Genomic DNA, 19227 nt, shown 5'->3' on the forward strand with positions numbered 1-19227 from the left:
CCGCTCCCACATTTACTTTGTGTAAAGGCTACTGGCGAGCGAGACGCAGGTTCTGCAATTGCACATCTTCCGTGCTGCGATACGGGTTGATATCCAGCCCGCCCCGACGCACATACCGTGCATACACCGTCAGTTTCTGCGGCTTGAGCAGGCGCTGCAGGTCGAGAAAGATCCGCTCCACGCACTGTTCATGGAAGTCTGAATGCTGGCGAAAGCTCACCAGGTATTCCAGCAGGCTGGCGTGATCCAGCGCCGCACCGCGGTACTCCACCGCCACGCTGCCCCAATCGGGCTGGCTGGTCACCGGGCAGTTGGACTTGAGCAGATGACTGTGGACGCTCTCCTCCACCACACGCGACTCGTCGCAACGCAGCAGTTCCGGGCGCGGATGCTCGTAGTTGCTGACGGTAATGTCCAGGTCATCAATGCACACACCCGGCAACGCGACCACGCCTTCGGCTTCAACCTCGCCCAGGCTGCGGATACGCACGCCTACTGGCTTGCCGGCGGCTGCACTCAAGTCGGTGCGCAAGGTTGCCTCCAGGCTCTGCACATCGGCAAACGCGGTCTGGTTCAGCGAGTTGAGGTACAGCTTGAAGGATTTCGACTCGATGATGTTCGGCGAGTCGGCCGGGATGCTGAACTCACCGATGGCCACCACAGGCTTGCCGGACGGCAGCAGCCAGGACAATTCGAAGCAGTTCCAGAAGTCCACACCTTTATACGGCAGGGTCTCGGCGCTCAGGCCCAGCTCGGCCCACTTGGCGGCACGGGGAATCGGGAACAGCAACGAAGGGGTGTAGGTGGAGATGTATTCACTGGACTTGCCCAGCGGCGAATGTTCGGCTGCGGGATGCATGGCGGAAACCTGGCTAAATAAACGCCGCCATTCTACCCGCCTTTGCCCGTCAGTGGCTTACTGGCTGACAGTCAGCTTGCCGACCATGCCCGCCTGGTAGTGCCCGGGGATGTTGCAGGCAAACTCCAGGCCGGCGGCCTTGGTGAAGGTCCAGGTCAGCTCGGCAGTCTTGCCCGGCTCTACCAGCACGCTGTTGGGGTCGTCGTGTTTCATGCCTGCCATATCACCATGGCCCATTGCACTATGGTCCATTTTGCCCATGCCGGTCGCCGTCAGCATGCCGCTGGCCTGCATCTTGAGCATTTCCTTCTGATGCGCGGCGTGCATCGCCGCGTCGCCCAGGTTGAACTCGTGCAACAACTGGCCTTTGTTGACCAGCACAAAGCGCACGGTCTCGCCCGCTTTTACCTCGATTGCCTTGGGCGAAAAGGAAATGTCCTGCAGCACCACTTCCACGGTACGCGTGGCCTTGGCCGCGGGCGCTGCTTCACCGAAGGCGAAGGTTTCAGCCGGCGACGCCAGTACTGGAAAACTCAGCACCATCAGGCAGCCGGCCAACAACCAGGATTTACGCAAAAACATGGTCACACTCCAAAGGTTCGGAATCAGTCTGTGGGACACTTTACGAACGCGCCGCTGCCAACCAGCTGACGGCTAGATTACAACTTTGTCAGCTTGAGCCTGCTGCCGGGAGCGCGCTGTATAAAGCCTGTGTTTACGTAACGCCATGAGCCGCCCATGAAACTGCTGATCGTCGAAGACCAACCGAAAACCGGCCACTACTTGCGCCAGGGCCTGGCCGAGGCCGGGTTCAACACCGAACTGGTGGCCGACGGCACCAGCGGCCAACACCTCGCGCTGACCGGTGACTACGACCTGTTGATCCTCGATGTGATGCTGCCAGGCCGTGATGGCTGGCAAATCCTCCAGGCCGTACGCAGCGCCGGGCTCGACATGCCGGTGCTATTCCTTACCGCGCGGGACGCCGTGGAAGACCGGGTGCATGGCCTGGAACTGGGCGCCGACGACTATCTGGTCAAGCCCTTCGCCTTTTCCGAATTGCTGGCTCGGGTGCGCAGCCTGTTGCGTCGTGGCAGCAGCCCGCCCCAGGAAACCAGCCTGCAACTGGCCGACCTGCGTCTGGACCTGATCCGCCGCCGGGTGGAGCGCGACGGCCAGCGCATCGACCTCACGGCCAAGGAATTCTCGCTGCTGGAACTGCTGCTGCGCCGCCAGGGCGAAGTGCTGCCCAAGTCGCTGATTGCCTCCCAGGTCTGGGACATGAACTTCGACAGCGACACCAACATCATCGAAGTCGCGATCCGCCGCCTGCGCCTGAAAGTCGATGACAACTTCCCCAACAAGCTGATCCATACCGTGCGCGGCATGGGCTACGTGCTTGAGGAGCGGTTCAGTTGATCAAGCGCATTTCCCTGACCAGCCGCCTGGCACTGCTGTTTGCCGGCTGTACAGCGGTGGTCTCGCTGCTGGCGGGCGTGCTGTTCAACCACGCCAGCGAGGCGCACTTTATCGAGCTGGACCAGCAGTTGCTCGACGGCAAGCTGGTGGCACTGCGCAGCACATTGCAAGGTGCCGACACACCCGAGCTATTTGCCTTAAGAGAAACGAAGCTGCGCGAAGAACTCAATCGCCAGCCCGATCTGGCCCTGCGCATCACCGCCGGCGACCAGCGCTGGTTCGACGGCGCACCGGGCATCACCCTGCCCCAGGAGCCCGGCCTGCACAGCTTGCAGAACGCCGGAACCGATTACCGGGTGTACAACCAGCCCCTTGTGCCCGGCAACGTCGATTCGCCACAACTGACGCTGATGCTCGACATCACCCACCACCAACACTTCCTGCAACGCATGCAGCACCTGATCTGGTTGACCGTCGGCCTTTCCGCCCTGGCCACCGCCCTGCTCGGTGCCTGGGCCGCCCGCAGCGGGTTGCGACCGCTGAGGCGCATGAGCGAAGTGGCTGGCAGCGTGTCCGCCCATTCCCTGACCCAGCGCCTGCCCCAGGACCAAATGCCCGCCGAGCTGGCGGAACTGGCCCAGTCCTTCAACGCGATGCTCGGGCGCCTGGACGATGCCTTCCAGCGGCTCTCGGCGTTCTCCGCCGACATAGCCCATGAACTGCGCACGCCGCTGTCGAATTTACTGACACACACCCAAGTCATCCTCACGCAGCCACGGGCGCTGGAGGACTACCGCGAGGCCCTGCACAGCAATCTGGAAGAACTGCAATGGATGGCGCAGCTGGTCAACGACATGCTGTACCTGGCCAAGGCCGACCATGGGCTGCTGGTGCCCAAGCGCGAAACCCTGGTGTTGGCGGATGAAGTGGATGCATTGCTGGAGTTTTTCGCGCCGTTGGCGGAAGACGTCCAGGTGCGGCTGGTTCGGGAAGGTGGCGCTAACACGTCAGGTGACCGCAGCATGTTGCGCCGCGCTATTTCCAATCTGCTGGATAACGCGCTGCGGTTCACCCCGCCGGGTGGCGAAGTCAGTGTGCGGGTTGTCGAGGGCGGGCAAAGCGTGAGGTTGAGCGTGGAAAACACCGGGGAAGGCATTCCAGAGGGGTTGTTGCCGAGGTTGTTTGATCGGTTCTACCGGGCAGATCCGGCGCGGCATGAAGGGAGTAGCGAGCATGCGGGACTGGGACTGGCGATTACCCAGTCGATTGTGCGGGCCCATGGCGGGCGGATTTTCTGTGAGTCCGGGACGGGCTGGACGAGGTTTGTGATTGAGTTGCCGCAGGGGCATTGATGCAAGCTCTACCGGCCCTTTCGCGAGCAAGCCCGCTCCCACATTTCGATCGCATTCGTCCTGAATGCACTCGGTCAAAATGTGGGAGCGGGCTTGCTCGCGAAGGCGGCCTTAAGAACTACGAATATCTCAGTGCATGCGCCGGCTCAATCTTCGCCGCGCGATACGCCGGGTAAATCGTCGCCAAAAAACTCAACACAAACCCCGCCGAGCAAATCAGCAACACATCCCCACCCTGCAACTCCGAAGGCAGGTTGCTGACGAAATACACGTCCGAACTGAAGATATGCTGCCCGGTCACCCGCTCCAGCCAACCCACCAGTTCACTGACGTTCAGCGCCGCGATCACGCCGAGGATGCCGCCGATCAAGGTACCGACGATCCCGATCACCGTGCCCTGCACCATGAAGATCGCCATGATCTGCCGTGGCGTGGCGCCGATGGTGCGCAGGATCGCAATGTCGGCGCCCTTGTCGTTCACCACCATGATCAAGGTCGCGATGATGTTGAACGCCGCCACGGCAACGATCATCAGCAACAGCAGGCCAATCATGGTTTTTTCCATCTTCATCGCGCTGAACAGGCTGCCCTGGGTGTGGGTCCAGTCGTCCGCCTTGTAGTCAGCCCCAAGGCTGGCAGCGATATCCGCCGACACCTTGGGCGCCGCGTACAGGTCCTTCACCGCCAGGCGCACGCTTTGCACCTGGTTCGGATCCCAATGCTGTATCTCGGCGGCATCGGCCATGTGGATCAAGGCCATCGAGCCATCCAGTTCAGCCCCCACCTTGAACACGCCAACCACGTTCAAACGCTGCATGCGCGGGGTGATACCGCCGGGTGCGCTGCTGATTTCCGGCACGATCAGGGTCAGCTTGTCGCCAACGTTCAGACGGAAGCGCCTGGCCGTGATTTCGCCGATCACCACACCGAACTCACCCGGCTTCAGGTCTTCCAGATGGCCCTGGACGATATGCTGGGCAACAATCGACACCTTGCCTTCCTGGGCCGGGTCCACACCGCTGATCTGGATCGGCTGCATCGCGCCCTTGTAGGACAGCATGCCGTCCATCTCGGTGAACGGCACGGCGGCGGTCACTTCAGGGTTCTTCATCGCAGCGGCGGCCACCGGCTGCCAGTCGCTGATCGGCTTTACGCCAACGATGGTCGCGTGGGGCACCATGCCGAGGATGCGTGAGCTCATTTCCCGCTGGAAGCCGTTCATCACCGACAACACCACGATCATCGCCAGCACGCCCAGGGCGAGGCCGATCATCGAGGTCATCGAGATAAACGAAACAAAACGGTTGCGGCGCTTGGCGCGGGTATAGCGCGTGCCGATGAAAATCGATAACGGTCTGAACATTCGCGGGCACCGTTGAAAAAATAGAAAACCCGGCGTCAGGCGCCGGGCTTGAAACAGGTCAGATGGCGACCAGATGACCTTCCTGCAGATGCAGCACGCGGTCCATCTGACGGGCCATGCTCATGTCATGGGTCACCACCAAAAACGCGGTGCGCATCTGGGTGCTCAGTTCCAGCATCAAGTCCTTGATGCCCTGCGCGGTGTGGGAGTCGAGGTTGCCGGTGGGCTCGTCGAGCATCACCAGGCCCGGGTTGTTGACCAGGGCGCGGGCAATCGCCACACGCTGGCGCTCGCCGCCGGACAATTCAGCCGGTTTGTGCTCCAGGCGATGGCCCAGGCCGACGCGCTCCAGCAACGCCTTGGCACGCTGACGCGCTTCCGGGATCGCCGTCTTGCCGATCAACAGCGGCATGCAGACGTTTTCCAGGGCGGTAAACTCAGGCAGCAAGTGGTGGAACTGGTACACAAAGCCCAGCGAACGGTTGCGCAGCTGGCCACGGGCCTTCTCGCCCAGGGCCGACAGTTCTTCGCCGGCCAGCCACACGCTGCCCTGGGACGGCGTATCAAGGCCGCCCAACAGGTTGAGCAAGGTACTTTTGCCGGAACCGGAACTGCCGACGATCGCCACGCGCTCGCCCGGGTGCAGCTCCAACTGCAGGTTGGACAGCACCACCACGGATTCCGGGCCTTCCTCGTAGGATTTGCCCAGGTTGCGGCAGCTCAGGATTGCTTTTTCACTCATGCCCGATTCACTCATAACGTAAAGCCTGCGCCGGCTGGGTACGTGCCGCGCGCCAGGCTGGATACAGGGTGGCAAGAAAACTCAGGACCAACGCAGCGGCGCCGACCATCAACACGTCCTGGCTCTGCACCTGGGACGGCAAGTAGTCGATGAAGTAGACGTCGGAGTTGAGGAACTTGTGGCCGATCAACACTTCCAGCCCGGCGATCGCCGCACTCACGTTCAGCGCGGCGAGAATCCCCACCACGGTGCCGATCAAGGTGCCGACCACGCCAATCACCGTGCCCTGCACCATGAAGATCGCCATGATCTGCCCCGGCGTGGCGCCAAGGGTACGCAAGATCGCGATATCGCCCTTCTTGTCGTTCACCACCATCACCAGCGTGGAGATGATGTTGAAGGCGGCCACGGCGACGATCAGCAGCAACAGCAGGCCGATCATGGCTTTTTCCATGCGGATGGCCTGGTACAGGTTGCCGTGGGTACGGGTCCAGTCGCGAGCGTAGTACTGGTTTTCACCCAGGTGCTGGGCGATTTCCCACGAGGTACGCGGCGCGTCGAACAGGTCGTTGAATTTGAGGCGCAGGCCCTGCACTTGATCCGGCTTCCAGCGATGCAGGCGGGCAAGGTCGGTCAGGTTGGTCAAACCCAGGTAGCCATCGATCTCACCGGCGCCGACATGAAAGATGCCGACCACGGTGAAACGCTTCATGCGCGGGAACATGCCGGCCGGGGTCACGGTGACTTCCGGCGCGACGAAGGTCAGCTTGTCGCCGATGCCCACGCCCAGCTTGGCCGCCGCCTTGTCGCCAATAACGATGCCAAAGCTGCCGGGCGACAAGTCGTCCAGTTTGCCCTGCTGCATGAAGTTATCGATGATCGAGACGTTGCGTTCCTGCGCCGGGTCGATGGCATTGAGCAGGACTTTCTGCACCTTGCCGTCGTTGGTCAACAGGCCCTGCATCTGCGTAAACGGCGCAACCGCCAGCACTTTGGGGTTCTGCTTGACCTTGGCGGCCAGGCTTTGCCAGTCGCTGATGGGTTCACCAGACTCGATGGTCGCGTGGGGCACCATGCCCAGCACGCGCGTGCGCATCTCATGATCGAAGCCGTTCATCACCGACAGCACCACGATCATCACGACAACGCCAAGGGCGAGCCCGATCATCGAGGTCAAGGAAATGAACGACACAAAATGATTGCGACGTTTTGCACGGGTATAACGCGTGCCAATAAATACGAAGAGAGGTCTGAACATGTCGGGGCTTGTTCGGAGGAAAAGAAGACGTCCTTGTGGCGGGGTCAGGTAAGCAGCTTTACACTCAGACCATCACCGCTGCCTTGGGTTCGCCATGTCGACATTAGATGAAGAAGATCGCCGCGAATACTACCGTATCGAGGACATGATCGCACTGGAAATTACCCCACTGTCGGGCCCGGAAGCGCTGAGCAAGGAAGTGTTGCTGGATGATTCGCCGCTGTTCAATCTGCTCAGCGAGTTGCACCTGAGTGAATTCGAATCCCAGCACCTGCTGCGCCAGATCGGCGAGCGGGATCGCACCCTGGCCGCCTTCCTCAAAGTGCAGAACAAACGCATGGATTTGCTCAGCCAGATCATGGCGCAAAGCCTGCTGGGCGAGATCGGTACGCCGCAGCCCGTGGTCATCTCCGAAGGCGGCATCGAATTCCTGAACCCCACGGCGATCCAGCCCGACAGCCAGCTGGCGGTCAAGCTGGTGCTGATGCCGCAAGCGCTCGGCCTGTTGCTGCGGGCCAAGGTCACCCATTGCGATGCCAAGACCGGCGGCTTTGAAATCGGCACGGAATTCGAAGCCATGACCGATGCCCAACGCCAGCTACTGGCACGCTATATCTTGCAAAAGCAGGCCCAGGAACGGCGCCTGGCGCGGGAAAAAAGCGACGAGTCCGACACCTGAATACGAACATTGAATGGCGCGTCGCGTCATCCATCCAGCCAGGAACCCTGGCGTAAAGGAGCAACTGTGACCCTGATTTACGGCCACCGCGGTGCCAAAGGCGAAGCACCGGAAAACACCCTGACCAGCTTCCAGGAATGCCTCAAGCACGGCGTGCGCCGTTGCGAACTGGATTTGCACCTGTCCATGGACGGCGAGTTGATGGTCATTCATGACCCAACCCTCAAGCGCACCACCGACCGGCGCGGCAAGGTCGTCGAGTATTCAGCCGCCGACCTGGTCAAGATGGACGCACGCAAAGGCGGCCCAGGCTGGGTCAAACCCTGCCCTATCCCGCGCCTGGAAGAACTGTTCGAACAGTGCGACTTCGATCACTGGCAACTGGAAGTCAAAAGCGCGTCGCGCACCCGTGCAGCAACCACCGTACTGGCCATCCGTGAAATGGCTCAGCGTTTCGGGCTGATGGACAAGGTCACCGTGACCTCAAGCTCCCGGGAAGTGTTGAAAGCAGCGCTGGACCTCACCCCGGACCTGTCCCGTGGGCTGGTAGCCGAATACGCCTGGCTAGACCCGTTGAAGGTCGCGGCCAACTATGGCTGTGAGATTCTGGCGTTGAACTGGACGTTGTGCACCCCCGAGCGGCTGGAAAAAGCCCAGCGCCAGGGTTTGCACGTGTCGGTGTGGACAGTCAACGAACCCGCGCTGATGCGCAGGCTCGCCGACTTCGGCGTAGATAGCCTGATTACAGACTTTCCCGGTTTGGCCACTGCCACCCTCGGGAATTACTGAAATCGGTCTCCCCGGCCGGCTCAGGCCACCGGCCGGAGCCGCTCAAAAAAGCCGGTTGAGGCCGTCGTAGGCCGCTACCCGATAGGCTTCAGCCATGGTCGGGTAGTTGAAGGTGGTGTTGACGAAATACTTGAGGGTATTTTGCTCACCCGGCTGGTTCATGATCGCCTGGCCGATGTGCACGATCTCCGACGCCTGATAGCCGAAGCAATGCACCCCGAGCACTTCGAGCGTTTCGCGGTGGAACAGGATCTTCAGCATGCCTTGCGGCTCACCGGCGATCTGCGCACGCGCCATGCTCTTGAAAAACGCCTTGCCGACTTCGTAAGGCACCTTGGCCTTGGTCAGTTCGTGCTCGTTCTTGCCGATCGAGCTGATCTCGGGAATCGTGTAGATCCCGGTTGGCACGTCGTTGACGTAGCGCCAGCTGCCGTTGTCGACAATGCTGCCAGCCGCCGAGCGGCCCTGGTCGTGGGCGGCACTGGCAAGGCTTGGCCAGCCGATCACGTCACCGGCACCGTAGATGTTGGTCACGCAGGTGCGGTAGTTCTCGTCCACCTCGATCTGGCCACGGCTGTTGACCTTGACCCCGATGTTTTCCATGCCCAGCTTGTCGGTGTTGCCGGTACGGCCGTTGCACCAGAGCAAGGCATCGGCCTTGATCTTCTTGCCGGATTTCAGGTGCAGGATCACACCGTTATCCAGGCCTTCAACCCGATCGTACTCTTCGTTGTGGCGCACGGTGATGTTGTTGTTGCTGAAGTGGTAACTCAACGCCTGGGAAATTTCCGAGTCGAGGAAGCTCAGCAACTGGTCACGGTTATCCACCAGCTCGACCAATACACCCAGGCCACTGAAGATCGAGGCGTATTCACAGCCGATCACGCCGGCGCCATAGATGATCAGTTTGCGCGGGGTGTGGCCCAGGCTGAGGATGGTGTCGCTATCGTAGATACGCGGGTGGTGGAAATCGATATCCGCCGGGCGATACGGGCGCGAGCCGGTGGCGATGATGATGTGCTTGGCCACCAGTTTCTCGACCACGCCGTTGGCGCAGACCACTTCGACGGTTTGCTCGTCGGCGAAGCTGCCGGTGCCGAAGAACAGGTCGACGCGGTTACGGGCATAGAAGCCGGTACGCGAGGCAACCTGTTTGGAAATGACTTTTTCAGCGCTCTTGAGCACGTCCGGGAACGAGAACCAGCGCGGCTCACCAATGGCCCGGAACATCGGGTTGGTGTTGAACTGCATGATCTGGCGCACCGAGTGACGCAAGGCCTTGGACGGGATGGTACCCAGGTGGGTGCAGTTACCGCCGACCTGGCGACGGCTATCGACCATCGCCACCTTGCGCCCTGCTTTGGCGGCGTTCATCGCCGCACCTTCTCCAGCTGGGCCGGAACCCAGTACCACTACGTCGTAGTTGTAGACAGCCATGCGTACTCCTCAGAACAGGCCAGGGCGCACGGTTGGGCGCCTGGCTAAATCATGCCGCGGCCAGCGGTCATGAAGGATCAATTGGCTCAAGTGTGTGAGCCGGGGCACAGTCTATAGAAGGCTCAACGCCGCGCACATTAACCCTTGGTCGCGTCGTAGGCCAGTTTTGCCTTTATTACACAGCGTTCGTTACGGCTTCACTGCCGTCAGTTGCTCGAATGCCTTGTTGCTCCGTGTGACGAAACCAGCGCCCTCACGCATCACAAAAAACGCGGCGACCTGGTGTTTTTCGGCGTATTCCCAACCTTGTTCGGGCCCGAGGATCAGCAGCAGCGTCGATAATCCATCGGCCATCAGTGCCGAAGGTTGCAACACGGTCACCGACGCCAGTTGATGCGTGATCGGCGCGCCGGTCCTGGCATCCAGGGTATGGGAATAACGCCGACCATCCTGCTGGAAATAATTGCGATAGTCACCCGATGTCGATACACCGAAGCCATCCACGGCGATGATTTTTTCGGCCACTTGCTGATCGTCGCGGGGTTCTTCCAGGGCGATGCGCCAAGGCGAGCCGTCGGGTTTGACGCCTGCGGCCTTGAGTTCGCCGGTGGCTTCGGCGAGGTAGCTGTGGATGCCCAGCTGGGTGAGTTGTGCGCCAATGCGGTCCACTGCGTACCCGGCGGCGATGCTGTTGAAGTCGACTTCGACGGCGGCGTCCTTGCACAACTGGTTACCGTCGATGTGCAAAAACTGGTGGCCGACGCGTTGGCGGACCTGCTCAAGGGTTGTGGCATCCGGGACTTTTATCTCACGGGCCTGAGGGCCGAAGCCCCACAGGTTCATCAGCGGCTCGACCGTCAGGTCAAATGCGCCCTCGCTGGCCTGGGACAACTGCTCGCCGGTGCGCACCAGCTGCAGGATCGGTTCCGGCATCGGCTGGCAACTATGGGCCGGCAGGTCGTTGAAACGTTCGATGTCGGAGTCGCTGCGGTAGGTCGACATCTGTTGGTCGACCTGCGCCAGAATGCCTTCCACCTGGCGCTGGACCTCGGCCGGCGCAGGCGCGCCCGGCGTACGCACATACTGGATCGAATAAGTGCTGCCCATGGTCGGGCCACCGAAGCGCTCCAGCGAATCACCGCCGCAGCCGGCCAGCGCCGCGAGCCCGCATAAAACCAAAATATGCCGCAGGCAGCCCATAAAACCTTTCGCAGTCGGAAATTGAATTAACCTGTAGGCAAGCGCCATTTCAGGACGGGTCATTATGCGGCATGTCGTTATCTGTTTATTGCTGATGTTTTCGGTACCGGTGCTGGCGAATGAAGCTGATCGGCTCAAACAAGCCGATTTTCCGGCGCAATCGCATCAGTTGGTTCTGAAAAACCAGGCCGTCCTGACCTACCTGTGGGCAGACGTGTATGCGGCAGCGCTGTTCGCCCAGGCTGACCTGAGCGCCAAACAGGCCCTGGATCAGCAAAAGGACCTGCGCCTGGAGCTGTATTACTTTCGCGATATCGACCGCAACGATGTGATCAAGGCCGCCACCGCCACCCTCGAACGCCAGCAAACGCCCGCCGCCCTCGCCCGCTTGAAGCCTGAAGTGGAGCAATTGCACAAAAGCTTTCGCGACATTCGTAGCGGCGACCGTTATGCGCTGGATTTTCGGCCCCAGCGCGGGCTAAGCCTGGAAATCAACGACACAGTGGTGTTCAGCAGTCGCAATGACGAACTGGCGAAGGCTTATCTGGGCATCTGGCTGGAACCAAAGGGTCTGTCCGACAGCCTGCGCAAAACCCTCCTCAACTGATCCCACATTAGATTTTCATCACCCTCGGCACCTGCGGCAATTTGCCAGTTTGCTATCGGGTTTTTGTTGCCTGTGGTGGCTTATACACATATCGTTACAAAACTGTTCAGCGCCAGCTTCGTGCCAAGGCTTTAACAGCAAGGACGGTTGCGACCAGGGATTACTAATAAGATAGCCAAAATGAGTGCATGACATGTCCACTACAACGGGCAAGGGCAAGGCGATCTTTCGCGTTGTCAGCGGTAACTTCCTCGAGATGTTCGACTTCATGGTCTACGGCTTCTACGCCACGGCCATTGCCAAGACATTTTTCCCGACCGACAGCGCCTTCGCATCCCTGATGCTGTCCCTGGCGACCTTCGGCGCCGGGTTCCTGATGCGTCCTTTGGGCGCGATTTTCCTCGGCGCCTACATCGACCGTCACGGCCGTAAAAAGGGCCTGGTGATCACCCTGGCGCTGATGGCGGCCGGCACCGTCCTGATCGCCTGCGTTCCCGGGTATGCCACCTTGGGCGTCGCGGCGCCACTGATCGTGCTGTTCGGTCGCCTGCTGCAAGGCTTCTCCGCCGGTGTCGAGCTGGGCGGCGTGTCGGTGTACCTGGCGGAAATCGCCACACCGGGCCGCAAAGGCTTCTTCGTCAGTTGGCAGTCCGCCAGTCAACAAGCCGCCGTCGTGTTCGCAGGATTGCTGGGTGTGGGCCTCAACCACTGGCTCAGCCCCGAACAAATGGGTGACTGGGGCTGGCGCGTGCCGTTCCTGATCGGCTGCCTGATCGTGCCGGTGATCTTCGTGATTCGTCGCTCCCTGGAAGAAACCCCTGAATTCCAGGCGCGTAAACACCGCCCTACCCTGCAGGAAATCGTCCGCTCGATCGGTCAGAACTTCGGCATCGTTATCGCCGGCATGGCGCTGGTGGTGATGACCACCGTGTCGTTCTATCTGATCACCGCCTACACCCCGACTTTCGGCAAGGCCGAACTGCACCTGTCGGACTTCGACGCGCTGCTGGTAACTGTGTGCGTGGGCATCTCCAACTTCATCTGGCTGCCGGTGATGGGTGCGGTGTCCGATAAGATCGGGCGTAAACCCCTGCTGCTGGGTGCGACCATTCTGGCAATCCTCACGGCTTACCCGGCGCTGTCGTGGCTGGTGGCCAACCCGAGCTTCAGCCATTTGCTGATCGTGTTGCTCTGGCTGTCGTTCCTGTACGGCTCGTACAACGGTGCGATGGTTGTAGCGCTGACCGAAATCATGCCGGTCGAAGTGCGCACCACCGGTTTCTCCCTGGCCTACAGCCTGGCGACAGCGACCTTTGGTGGCTTTACTCCGGCGGCCTGCACCTACCTGATCCACGTGCTGGACAACAAGGCGGCACCGGGCATCTGGCTCAGCGGCGCAGCAGTCATGGGCTTGATCGCTACACTGATCCTGTTCAAGGGCAACCGTCATGAACTGCGCACCGCGCAGGCCTCGATAGTCGGCGGCGCTTGATAGGTCGCTTTCGCGAGCAAGCCCGCTCCCACATTTACCCGCGTATGCCCTGAAGAAATGCGGTCGAATGTGGAGCGGCGGTGCGACGATTCGACTTGCTCGCGAAGAGGCCCTGCCAGCCACTACAAAACCCGCAGACATAAAAAAGCCCCGAACCAGTCGGGGCTTTTTTCATTTACCGCTGATGCTTAGCGCGGGAATGCTGGCGGGTTAACCCCGGCCATGTCTTCCATCACGCGAACCACCTGGCAGCTGTAACCGAATTCGTTGTCGTACCAAACGTACAGAACAACGCGGTTGTCTTGAGAGATGGTCGCCTCAGCGTCCACCACACCGGCGTGGCGCGAGCCAACGAAGTCGGTGGAAACCACTTCCTGGGAATTAACGAAGTCGATTTGCTTATGCAGATCGGAGTGCAGCGCCATGTAGCGCAGGTACTCGTTCATCTCTTCACGGGTGGCGGCTTTCTCAAGGTTCAGGTTGAGAATGGCCATCGACACGTTCGGCGTCGGAACACGGATCGCGTTACCGGTCAGCTTGCCGGCCAGTTCAGGCAGGGCCTTGGCAGCAGCGGTGGCAGCACCGGTCTCGGTGATCACCATGTTCAGCGCGGCGCTACGGCCACGGCGATCGCCCTTGTGGAAGTTGTCGATCAGGTTCTGGTCGTTGGTGTACGAGTGAACCGTTTCAACGTGACCGTTAACAATGCCGAACTTGTCGTTTACAGCTTTCAGCACCGGCACGATAGCGTTGGTGGTGCAGGAAGCGGCGGACACGATCTTGTCGTCAGCGGTGATTTCACCGTGGTTGATACCGTGCACGATGTTCTTCAGCTTGCCCTTGCCAGGCGCAGTCAGGACAACGCGGTCGATACCCGGGCACGCCAGGTGCTGGCCCAGGCCCTCGGCGTCGCGCCACACACCGGTGTTGTCCACCAGCAGTGCGTCCTTGATGCCGTACTGGGTGTAATCCACCTCAGCCGGGTTTTTCGCGTAGATCACCTGGATCAGGTTACCGTTGGCGGTGATGGTGTTGTTTTCTTCGTCGATGACGATGGTGCCGTTGAACGGACCGTGTACCGAGTCGCGACGCAGCAAGCTGGCGCGTTTGGTCAGGTCGTTGTCTGCACCTTTACGAACCACGATGGCACGCAAGCGCAGGCCGTCGCCGCCACCGGTTTTTTCGATCAGGATGCGCGCCAGCAGGCGGCCGATACGACCGAAGCCGTACAGCACAACATCGGTGCCCTTGCGGGCCGCAGCGTTTTGCTGGCCAACCACGTCGGCCATTTCTTCACGGACGAACTGCTCGGCGGTGCGGCCAGCGCCTTCCTTGCGGAATTTATAGGCCAGCTTGCCCAGGTCTACCGAGGCCGCGCCGAGCTTGAGCTCGCTCATGGCTTTCAGCAGGGGGAATGTTTCGTGGACGGAGAGTTCGCTGTCGTCGGCGGAACGATGGCGAGCAAAGCGATGAGCCTTGAGAATCGCGATGACTGATTGGTTGATCAGGCTGCGGCCATAGATCGAGCTCACCACGTTGTTATTGCGGTATAGCTGACCGATAAGCGGAATCATCGCTTCAGCGAGTGCTTCACGGTCGATCCATTCACCAAGACACTGGTCGGGCTTCTGAGTCACGGGAACCTTCCACATGTAGGGGCAGAAAAAAGGGGCTACATTATGCCGCCCGACCGCCCCTGGAGCAATGCGCGCTCCGCAACAAAACCCCTTGCAAAAAAATATCGCCCCGCTGGAGCCCAGTAAATACGTGGCTTCCAGCACACCCCTTGTTGGAGCAACGTGACAAAGTGTCCGTAACCCTCCGAAACATACGTCGATTTCGGCACTACATAATGAGTCAAAAGACGCCTTTGTTTGTCTTAGCCACTACATTTCCCTCAATACGCATTAGGCACAGTCAGCAACTGACAGGCGGCACCTCGGGCCGTTACAATTACCGACTTTGTCGCAACGCTTGGAGCTCAACCTTCCGTGCCCGTTCTGCGTCTACCGCTTCTCCCTGCTGCGGCAGGTAAACAGCACTGGGGCAATCTGCCCGGTGCCGCCCTGAGCCTGGCCATTGCCGAGGCTGCCAGCGCAGCCAAGCGCTTTACCCTGCTGCTCACCGCCGACAGCCAAAGTGCCGAGCGGCTGGAACAGGAGCTGAGTTTCTTCGCCCCCGATTTGCCGGTACTGCATTTCCCGGACTGGGAAACCCTGCCCTACGATCTGTTCTCGCCGCACCAGGACATCATTTCCCAGCGCATCGCCAGCCTGTACCGCTTGCCGGAACTGGCTCACGGCGTGTTGGTGGTGCCGATCACCACGGCCTTGCACCGCCTGGCGCCGACCAAGTTCCTGCTGGGCAGCAGCCTGGTGCTGGATATCGGCCAGAAGCTCGACGTGGAGCAAATGCGCACCCGGCTTGAGGCCAGCGGCTACCGTTGCGTCGACACGGTGTATGAGCACGGTGAGTTCGCGGTGCGTGGCGCGTTGATCGACCTGTTCCCGATGGGCAGCAAACTGCCGTACCGGATCGACCTGTTCGACGACGAAATCGAAACCCTGCGTACTTTCGACCCGGAAAACCAGCGCTCCATCGACAAGGTGCAGTCGATCAAACTGCTGCCGGCCCGGGAATTTCCGCTGCAAAAAGATGCGGTCACGCGCTTCAAGGCGCGTTTCCGCGAGCGTTTTGACGTGGACTTCCGGCGCTGCCCGATCTTTCAGGACTTGAGCAGCGGGATTACCCCCGCCGGTATCGAGTACTACCTGCCGTTGTTCTTCGACGAAACCTCGACCCTCTTCGATTACCTGCCCCAGGACACCCAAGTGTTCTCGCTGCCAGGCATCGAACAGGCGGCGGAAAACTTCTGGAATGACGTGCGCAACCGTTATGAAGAACGCCGCGTCGACCCGTCCCGTCCTTTATTGCCACCGGCCGAACTGTTCCTGCCGGTAGAAGACTGCTTCGCCCGCCTGAAAAACTGGCCGCGCGTGGTCGCCAGCCAGCAAGACGTGGACGCCGGTGCAGGCCGCGAGCGCTTCCCGGCGCAAGCGCTGCCGAACCTGGCGATTGAAGCCAAGGCCAACCAGCCGCTGGAAGCGCTGTCGAGTTTCCTCGGCGACTTCCCCGGCCGCGTGCTGTTTACCGCCGAGTCCGCCGGGCGCCGCGAAGTGCTGCTGGAGCTGTTGGAACGCCTGAAGCTGCGGCCGAAAACCGTCGACAGCTGGCCAGACTTTGTCGCGAGCAAGGATCGCCTGGCGATCACCATCGCACCGTTGGACGAAGGCTTGCTGCTGGACGACCCGGCCCTGGCGCTGATTGCCGAGAGCCCGTTGTTCGGCCAACGCGTGATGCAACGTCGCCGTCGCGAAAAACGCGCCGACGCCAACAACGACGCGGTGATCAAGAACCTCACCGAACTGCGCGAAGGCGCGCCGGTGGTGCATATCGACCACGGCGTGGGCCGCTACCTGGGCCTGCAAACCCTGGAGATCGACAACCAGGTGGCAGAGTTTCTCACCATGGAATACGCCGAGGGCGCCAAGCTCTACGTGCCCGTGGCCAACCTGCACCTGATCGCCCGCTACACCGGCAGCGACGACGCCCTGGCGCCGTTGCACCGCCTCGGCTCCGAGACCTGGCAGAAAGCCAAGCGCAAGGCCGCTGAACAGGTGCGCGACGTGGCCGCCGAGCTGCTCGACATTTATGCCCGCCGCGCCGCTCGCGAAGGTTATGCGTTTGCCGACCCAAAAGCCGACTACGCCACCTTCAGCGCTGGCTTCGCCTTCGAAGAAACCCCAGACCAGCAAACCACCATCGACGCCGTGCGCGCCGACATGCTGGCGCCCAAGCCGATGGACCGCCTGGTGTGCGGCGACGTGGGCTTCGGCAAGACCGAAGTCGCAATGCGCGCAGCCTTTATTGCGGTGCATGGCGGCCGGCAAGTGGCGATCCTCGTGCCGACCACCCTGCTCGCCCAGCAGCACTACAACAGCTTCCGCGACCGCTTTGCCGACTGGCCGGTGACCGTTGAAGTGATGAGCCGCTTCAAGTCGGCCAAAGAAGTGAACGCGGCCATCGCCGACCTGGCGGAAGGCAAAATCGACATCGTCATCGGCACCCACAAGCTGCTGTCGGACGATGTGAAGATCAAGAACCTTGGCCTGGTGATCATCGACGAAGAGCACCGCTTCGGTGTCCGTCAGAAAGAACAGCTCAAGGCCCTGCGCAGTGAAGTCGACATACTGACCCTCACCGCCACGCCGATTCCGCGCACGTTGAACATGGCGGTGTCGGGCATGCGCGACCTGTCGATCATCGCCACGCCGCCGGCGCGCCGGTTGTCGGTGCGCACCTTCGTGATGGAGCAGAACAAAAGCACGGTCAAGGAAGCCCTGCTGCGTGAGTTGCTGCGTGGCGGCCAGGTTTACTACCTGCACAACGATGTAAAAACCATCGAGAAATGCGCCGCCGACCTCGCAGAACTGGTGCCGGAAGCGCGGATCGCCATCGGCCACGGGCAGATGCGCGAACGCGACCTCGAACAGGTGATGAGCGACTTCTACCACAAGCGCTTCAACGTGCTGATCGCCTCGACCATCATCGAAACCGGCATCGACGTGCCGAGCGCCAACACCATCATCATCGAGCGGGCCGACAAGTTCGGCCTCGCGCAGTTGCACCAACTGCGCGGCCGGGTCGGCCGCAGTCACCACCAGGCGTATGCCTATTTGCTGACGCCACCGCGCCAGCAGATCACCTCCGACGCCGAGAAGCGCCTGGAAGCGATCGCCAACACCCAGGACCTCGGCGCCGGCTTTGTGCTGGCCACCAACGACCTGGAAATCCGTGGCGCCGGCGAACTGCTGGGCGACGGCCAGAGCGGGCAGATCCAGGCCGTGGGCTTCACCCTTTATATGGAAATGCTCGAACGGGCGGTGAAAGCCATCCGCAAGGGCGAGCAACCGAACCTCGATCAACCGCTGGGTGGCGGCCCGGAAATCAACCTGCGCTTGCCGGCGTTGATTCCCGAAGACTACCTGCCAGACGTGCACGCGCGGCTGATCCTGTACAAGCGCATCGCCTCGGCCACCGACGAAGACGGCCTCAAGGACCTGCAGGTGGAGATGATCGACCGCTTCGGCCTGTTGCCGGAACCGACCAAGAACCTGGTGCGCCTGACCCTGCTCAAATTGCAGGCCGAGCAATTGGGCATCAAGAAGGTCGACGCCGGGCCGCAAGGCGGGCGTATCGAGTTCGAAGCGCAGACGCCGGTGGATCCGCTGGTGCTGATCAAGCTGATTCAGGGCCAGCCCAATCGCTACAAGTTCGAAGGGGCTACGCTGTTCAAATTCATGGTGCCGATGGAACGCGCCGAAGAACGTTTTAATACACTGGAGGCGCTGTTTGAGCGCCTCATCCCGAAATCTGCTTGAAGGACGCCCCAATGCGCCTGTTCCGCATTTTGAGCTTGTTGTTGGTGGTCGTTGCCCCTTCGGCGTTTGCCGACAGCCCGTACCTGGTTGAGATGATCCTGGTGCGCCAGAACGCCGAGCCGGTGATCAATAGCCGCGCGGCGCCGGAAAACTGGGACGCCGGCGCACCCCGCCTGCCGGCCGACAAAATGAGCCCGCCGCGGCTGGGCAACATCGTCGACAAACTCAATGCCGACAATAGCTACACGGTGTTGCTGCACCGCACTTGGGAGCAGAACCTCGGTGAGCAGCCGATCAAGCTGGCGATCAGTGACGGTACGGAACAGTTCGGGCAGTTTCCTATCGAAGGCACCCTGAGCCTGCAACTCGGACGTTTTACCGACATCGATGCAGACTTTTGGGTCAACCAGTTCGACGCCAACGGCAGTGTGATTGCCAGCGAGCACCTCAGCCAGCAAGACGTGCGCACCAAGAACAACCAACTCAATTACCTGGACGGCGGCCACCTCGCCCTGCTGATCAAGATCACTTCGCTGACCGCCAAGCCGCCCAGCGCTCCACCGCCCGACGTCCAGGACTGATCCAGCAC

General features: G+C 60.9%; 16 protein-coding genes. 8 read left to right on the plus strand and 8 right to left on the minus strand.

Annotation, left to right across the window (positions count from 1 at the left end):
* Positions 1 to 28: 28 nt before the first annotated feature.
* Both queF and CEC48_RS15245 read right to left on the minus strand, forming a co-directional pair.
* A complete protein-coding gene (gene queF, locus CEC48_RS15240; protein WP_088424491.1) occupies positions 29 to 859 on the minus strand; it encodes an NADPH-dependent 7-cyano-7-deazaguanine reductase QueF in 831 nt (276 codons plus the stop codon).
* Positions 860 to 916: 57 nt separating this feature from the next.
* On the minus strand, positions 917 to 1441 hold the full coding sequence (locus tag CEC48_RS15245; RefSeq protein WP_088424492.1) for a plastocyanin/azurin family copper-binding protein: 525 nt from the start codon (positions 1439 to 1441) through the stop codon (positions 917 to 919).
* 156 nt (positions 1442 to 1597) lie between these two features.
* On the opposite strand from CEC48_RS15245, the gene CEC48_RS15250 reads away from it, so the two are divergent.
* Positions 1598 to 2278, plus strand: a complete 681-nt coding sequence (locus CEC48_RS15250; protein ID WP_088424493.1) for a heavy metal response regulator transcription factor — start codon at positions 1598 to 1600, stop codon at positions 2276 to 2278.
* Complete coding sequence (locus CEC48_RS15255) at positions 2275 to 3630, plus strand: heavy metal sensor histidine kinase (protein ID WP_176438722.1); 1356 nt, start codon at positions 2275 to 2277, stop codon at positions 3628 to 3630. Before CEC48_RS15250 ends, CEC48_RS15255 begins: the two co-directional genes overlap by 4 nt.
* Before the next feature lie 118 nt (positions 3631 to 3748).
* Here the strand turns inward: CEC48_RS15255 and CEC48_RS15260 are convergent, their stop codons facing one another.
* From CEC48_RS15260 to CEC48_RS15270, 3 genes are read right to left on the minus strand one after another with little or no spacing between them, the layout of a single operon-like run.
* Positions 3749 to 4993 carry a lipoprotein-releasing ABC transporter permease subunit gene (locus CEC48_RS15260; RefSeq protein WP_088424494.1) on the minus strand — a complete coding sequence of 415 codons (1245 nt, stop codon included), beginning with the start codon at positions 4991 to 4993 and terminating at the stop codon, positions 3749 to 3751.
* A 58-nt stretch (positions 4994 to 5051) separates the two neighbouring features.
* Positions 5052 to 5735 carry a lipoprotein-releasing ABC transporter ATP-binding protein LolD gene (gene lolD, locus CEC48_RS15265; RefSeq protein ID WP_017477213.1) on the minus strand — a complete coding sequence of 228 codons (684 nt, stop codon included), beginning with the start codon at positions 5733 to 5735 and terminating at the stop codon, positions 5052 to 5054.
* A gap of 7 nt (positions 5736 to 5742) precedes the next feature.
* Entirely contained in the window at positions 5743 to 6993 is a 1251-nt protein-coding gene (locus tag CEC48_RS15270; protein ID WP_088424495.1) for a lipoprotein-releasing ABC transporter permease subunit, read from the minus strand.
* Positions 6994 to 7087: 94 nt separating this feature from the next.
* Here CEC48_RS15270 and CEC48_RS15275 point away from each other — a divergent pair, with 94 nt between their 5' ends.
* On the plus strand, positions 7088 to 7672 hold the full coding sequence (locus CEC48_RS15275; RefSeq protein WP_088424496.1) for a PilZ domain-containing protein: 585 nt from the start codon (positions 7088 to 7090) through the stop codon (positions 7670 to 7672).
* A 66-nt stretch (positions 7673 to 7738) separates the two neighbouring features.
* A complete protein-coding gene (locus CEC48_RS15280; protein ID WP_088424497.1) occupies positions 7739 to 8461 on the plus strand; it encodes a glycerophosphodiester phosphodiesterase in 723 nt (240 codons plus the stop codon).
* Between the two features lie 42 nt (positions 8462 to 8503).
* Here CEC48_RS15280 and sthA read toward each other — a convergent pair whose 3' ends face one another.
* Positions 8504 to 9898, minus strand: coding sequence for a Si-specific NAD(P)(+) transhydrogenase (gene sthA / locus CEC48_RS15285; protein ID WP_088424498.1), 1395 nt, complete (start codon positions 9896 to 9898; stop codon positions 8504 to 8506).
* Between the two features lie 189 nt (positions 9899 to 10087).
* The gene (locus CEC48_RS15290) at positions 10088 to 11098 is read right to left on the minus strand and encodes an FAD:protein FMN transferase (RefSeq protein WP_088424499.1); all 1011 of its coding nucleotides are present in this window, start codon (positions 11096 to 11098) and stop codon (positions 10088 to 10090) included.
* 64 nt (positions 11099 to 11162) lie between these two features.
* Between CEC48_RS15290 and CEC48_RS15295 the strand changes: the two genes are divergently transcribed.
* Positions 11163 to 11705 carry a chalcone isomerase family protein gene (locus tag CEC48_RS15295; protein WP_088424500.1) on the plus strand — a complete coding sequence of 181 codons (543 nt, stop codon included), beginning with the start codon at positions 11163 to 11165 and terminating at the stop codon, positions 11703 to 11705.
* 193 nt (positions 11706 to 11898) lie between these two features.
* Entirely contained in the window at positions 11899 to 13197 is a 1299-nt protein-coding gene (locus CEC48_RS15300) for an MFS transporter (RefSeq protein WP_088424501.1), read from the plus strand.
* Positions 13198 to 13385: 188 nt separating this feature from the next.
* Here the strand turns inward: CEC48_RS15300 and CEC48_RS15305 are convergent, their stop codons facing one another.
* Complete coding sequence (locus CEC48_RS15305; protein ID WP_088424502.1) at positions 13386 to 14849, minus strand: glyceraldehyde-3-phosphate dehydrogenase; 1464 nt, start codon at positions 14847 to 14849, stop codon at positions 13386 to 13388.
* A gap of 339 nt (positions 14850 to 15188) precedes the next feature.
* Here CEC48_RS15305 and mfd point away from each other — a divergent pair, with 339 nt between their 5' ends.
* Positions 15189 to 18638: a transcription-repair coupling factor gene (gene mfd / locus CEC48_RS15310; protein WP_088424503.1), complete on the plus strand. Its 3450-nt coding sequence runs from the start codon at positions 15189 to 15191 to the stop codon at positions 18636 to 18638.
* 11 nt (positions 18639 to 18649) lie between these two features.
* Positions 18650 to 19219 (plus strand): CsiV family protein, encoded by a 570-nt coding sequence (locus tag CEC48_RS15315; protein WP_088424504.1) that lies wholly within the window; start codon positions 18650 to 18652, stop codon positions 19217 to 19219.
* Positions 19220 to 19227 lie beyond the last annotated feature (8 nt).

It is taken from the genome of Pseudomonas sp. K2I15 (assembly GCF_002204795.1).
GTDB lineage: Bacteria > Pseudomonadota > Gammaproteobacteria > Pseudomonadales > Pseudomonadaceae > Aquipseudomonas.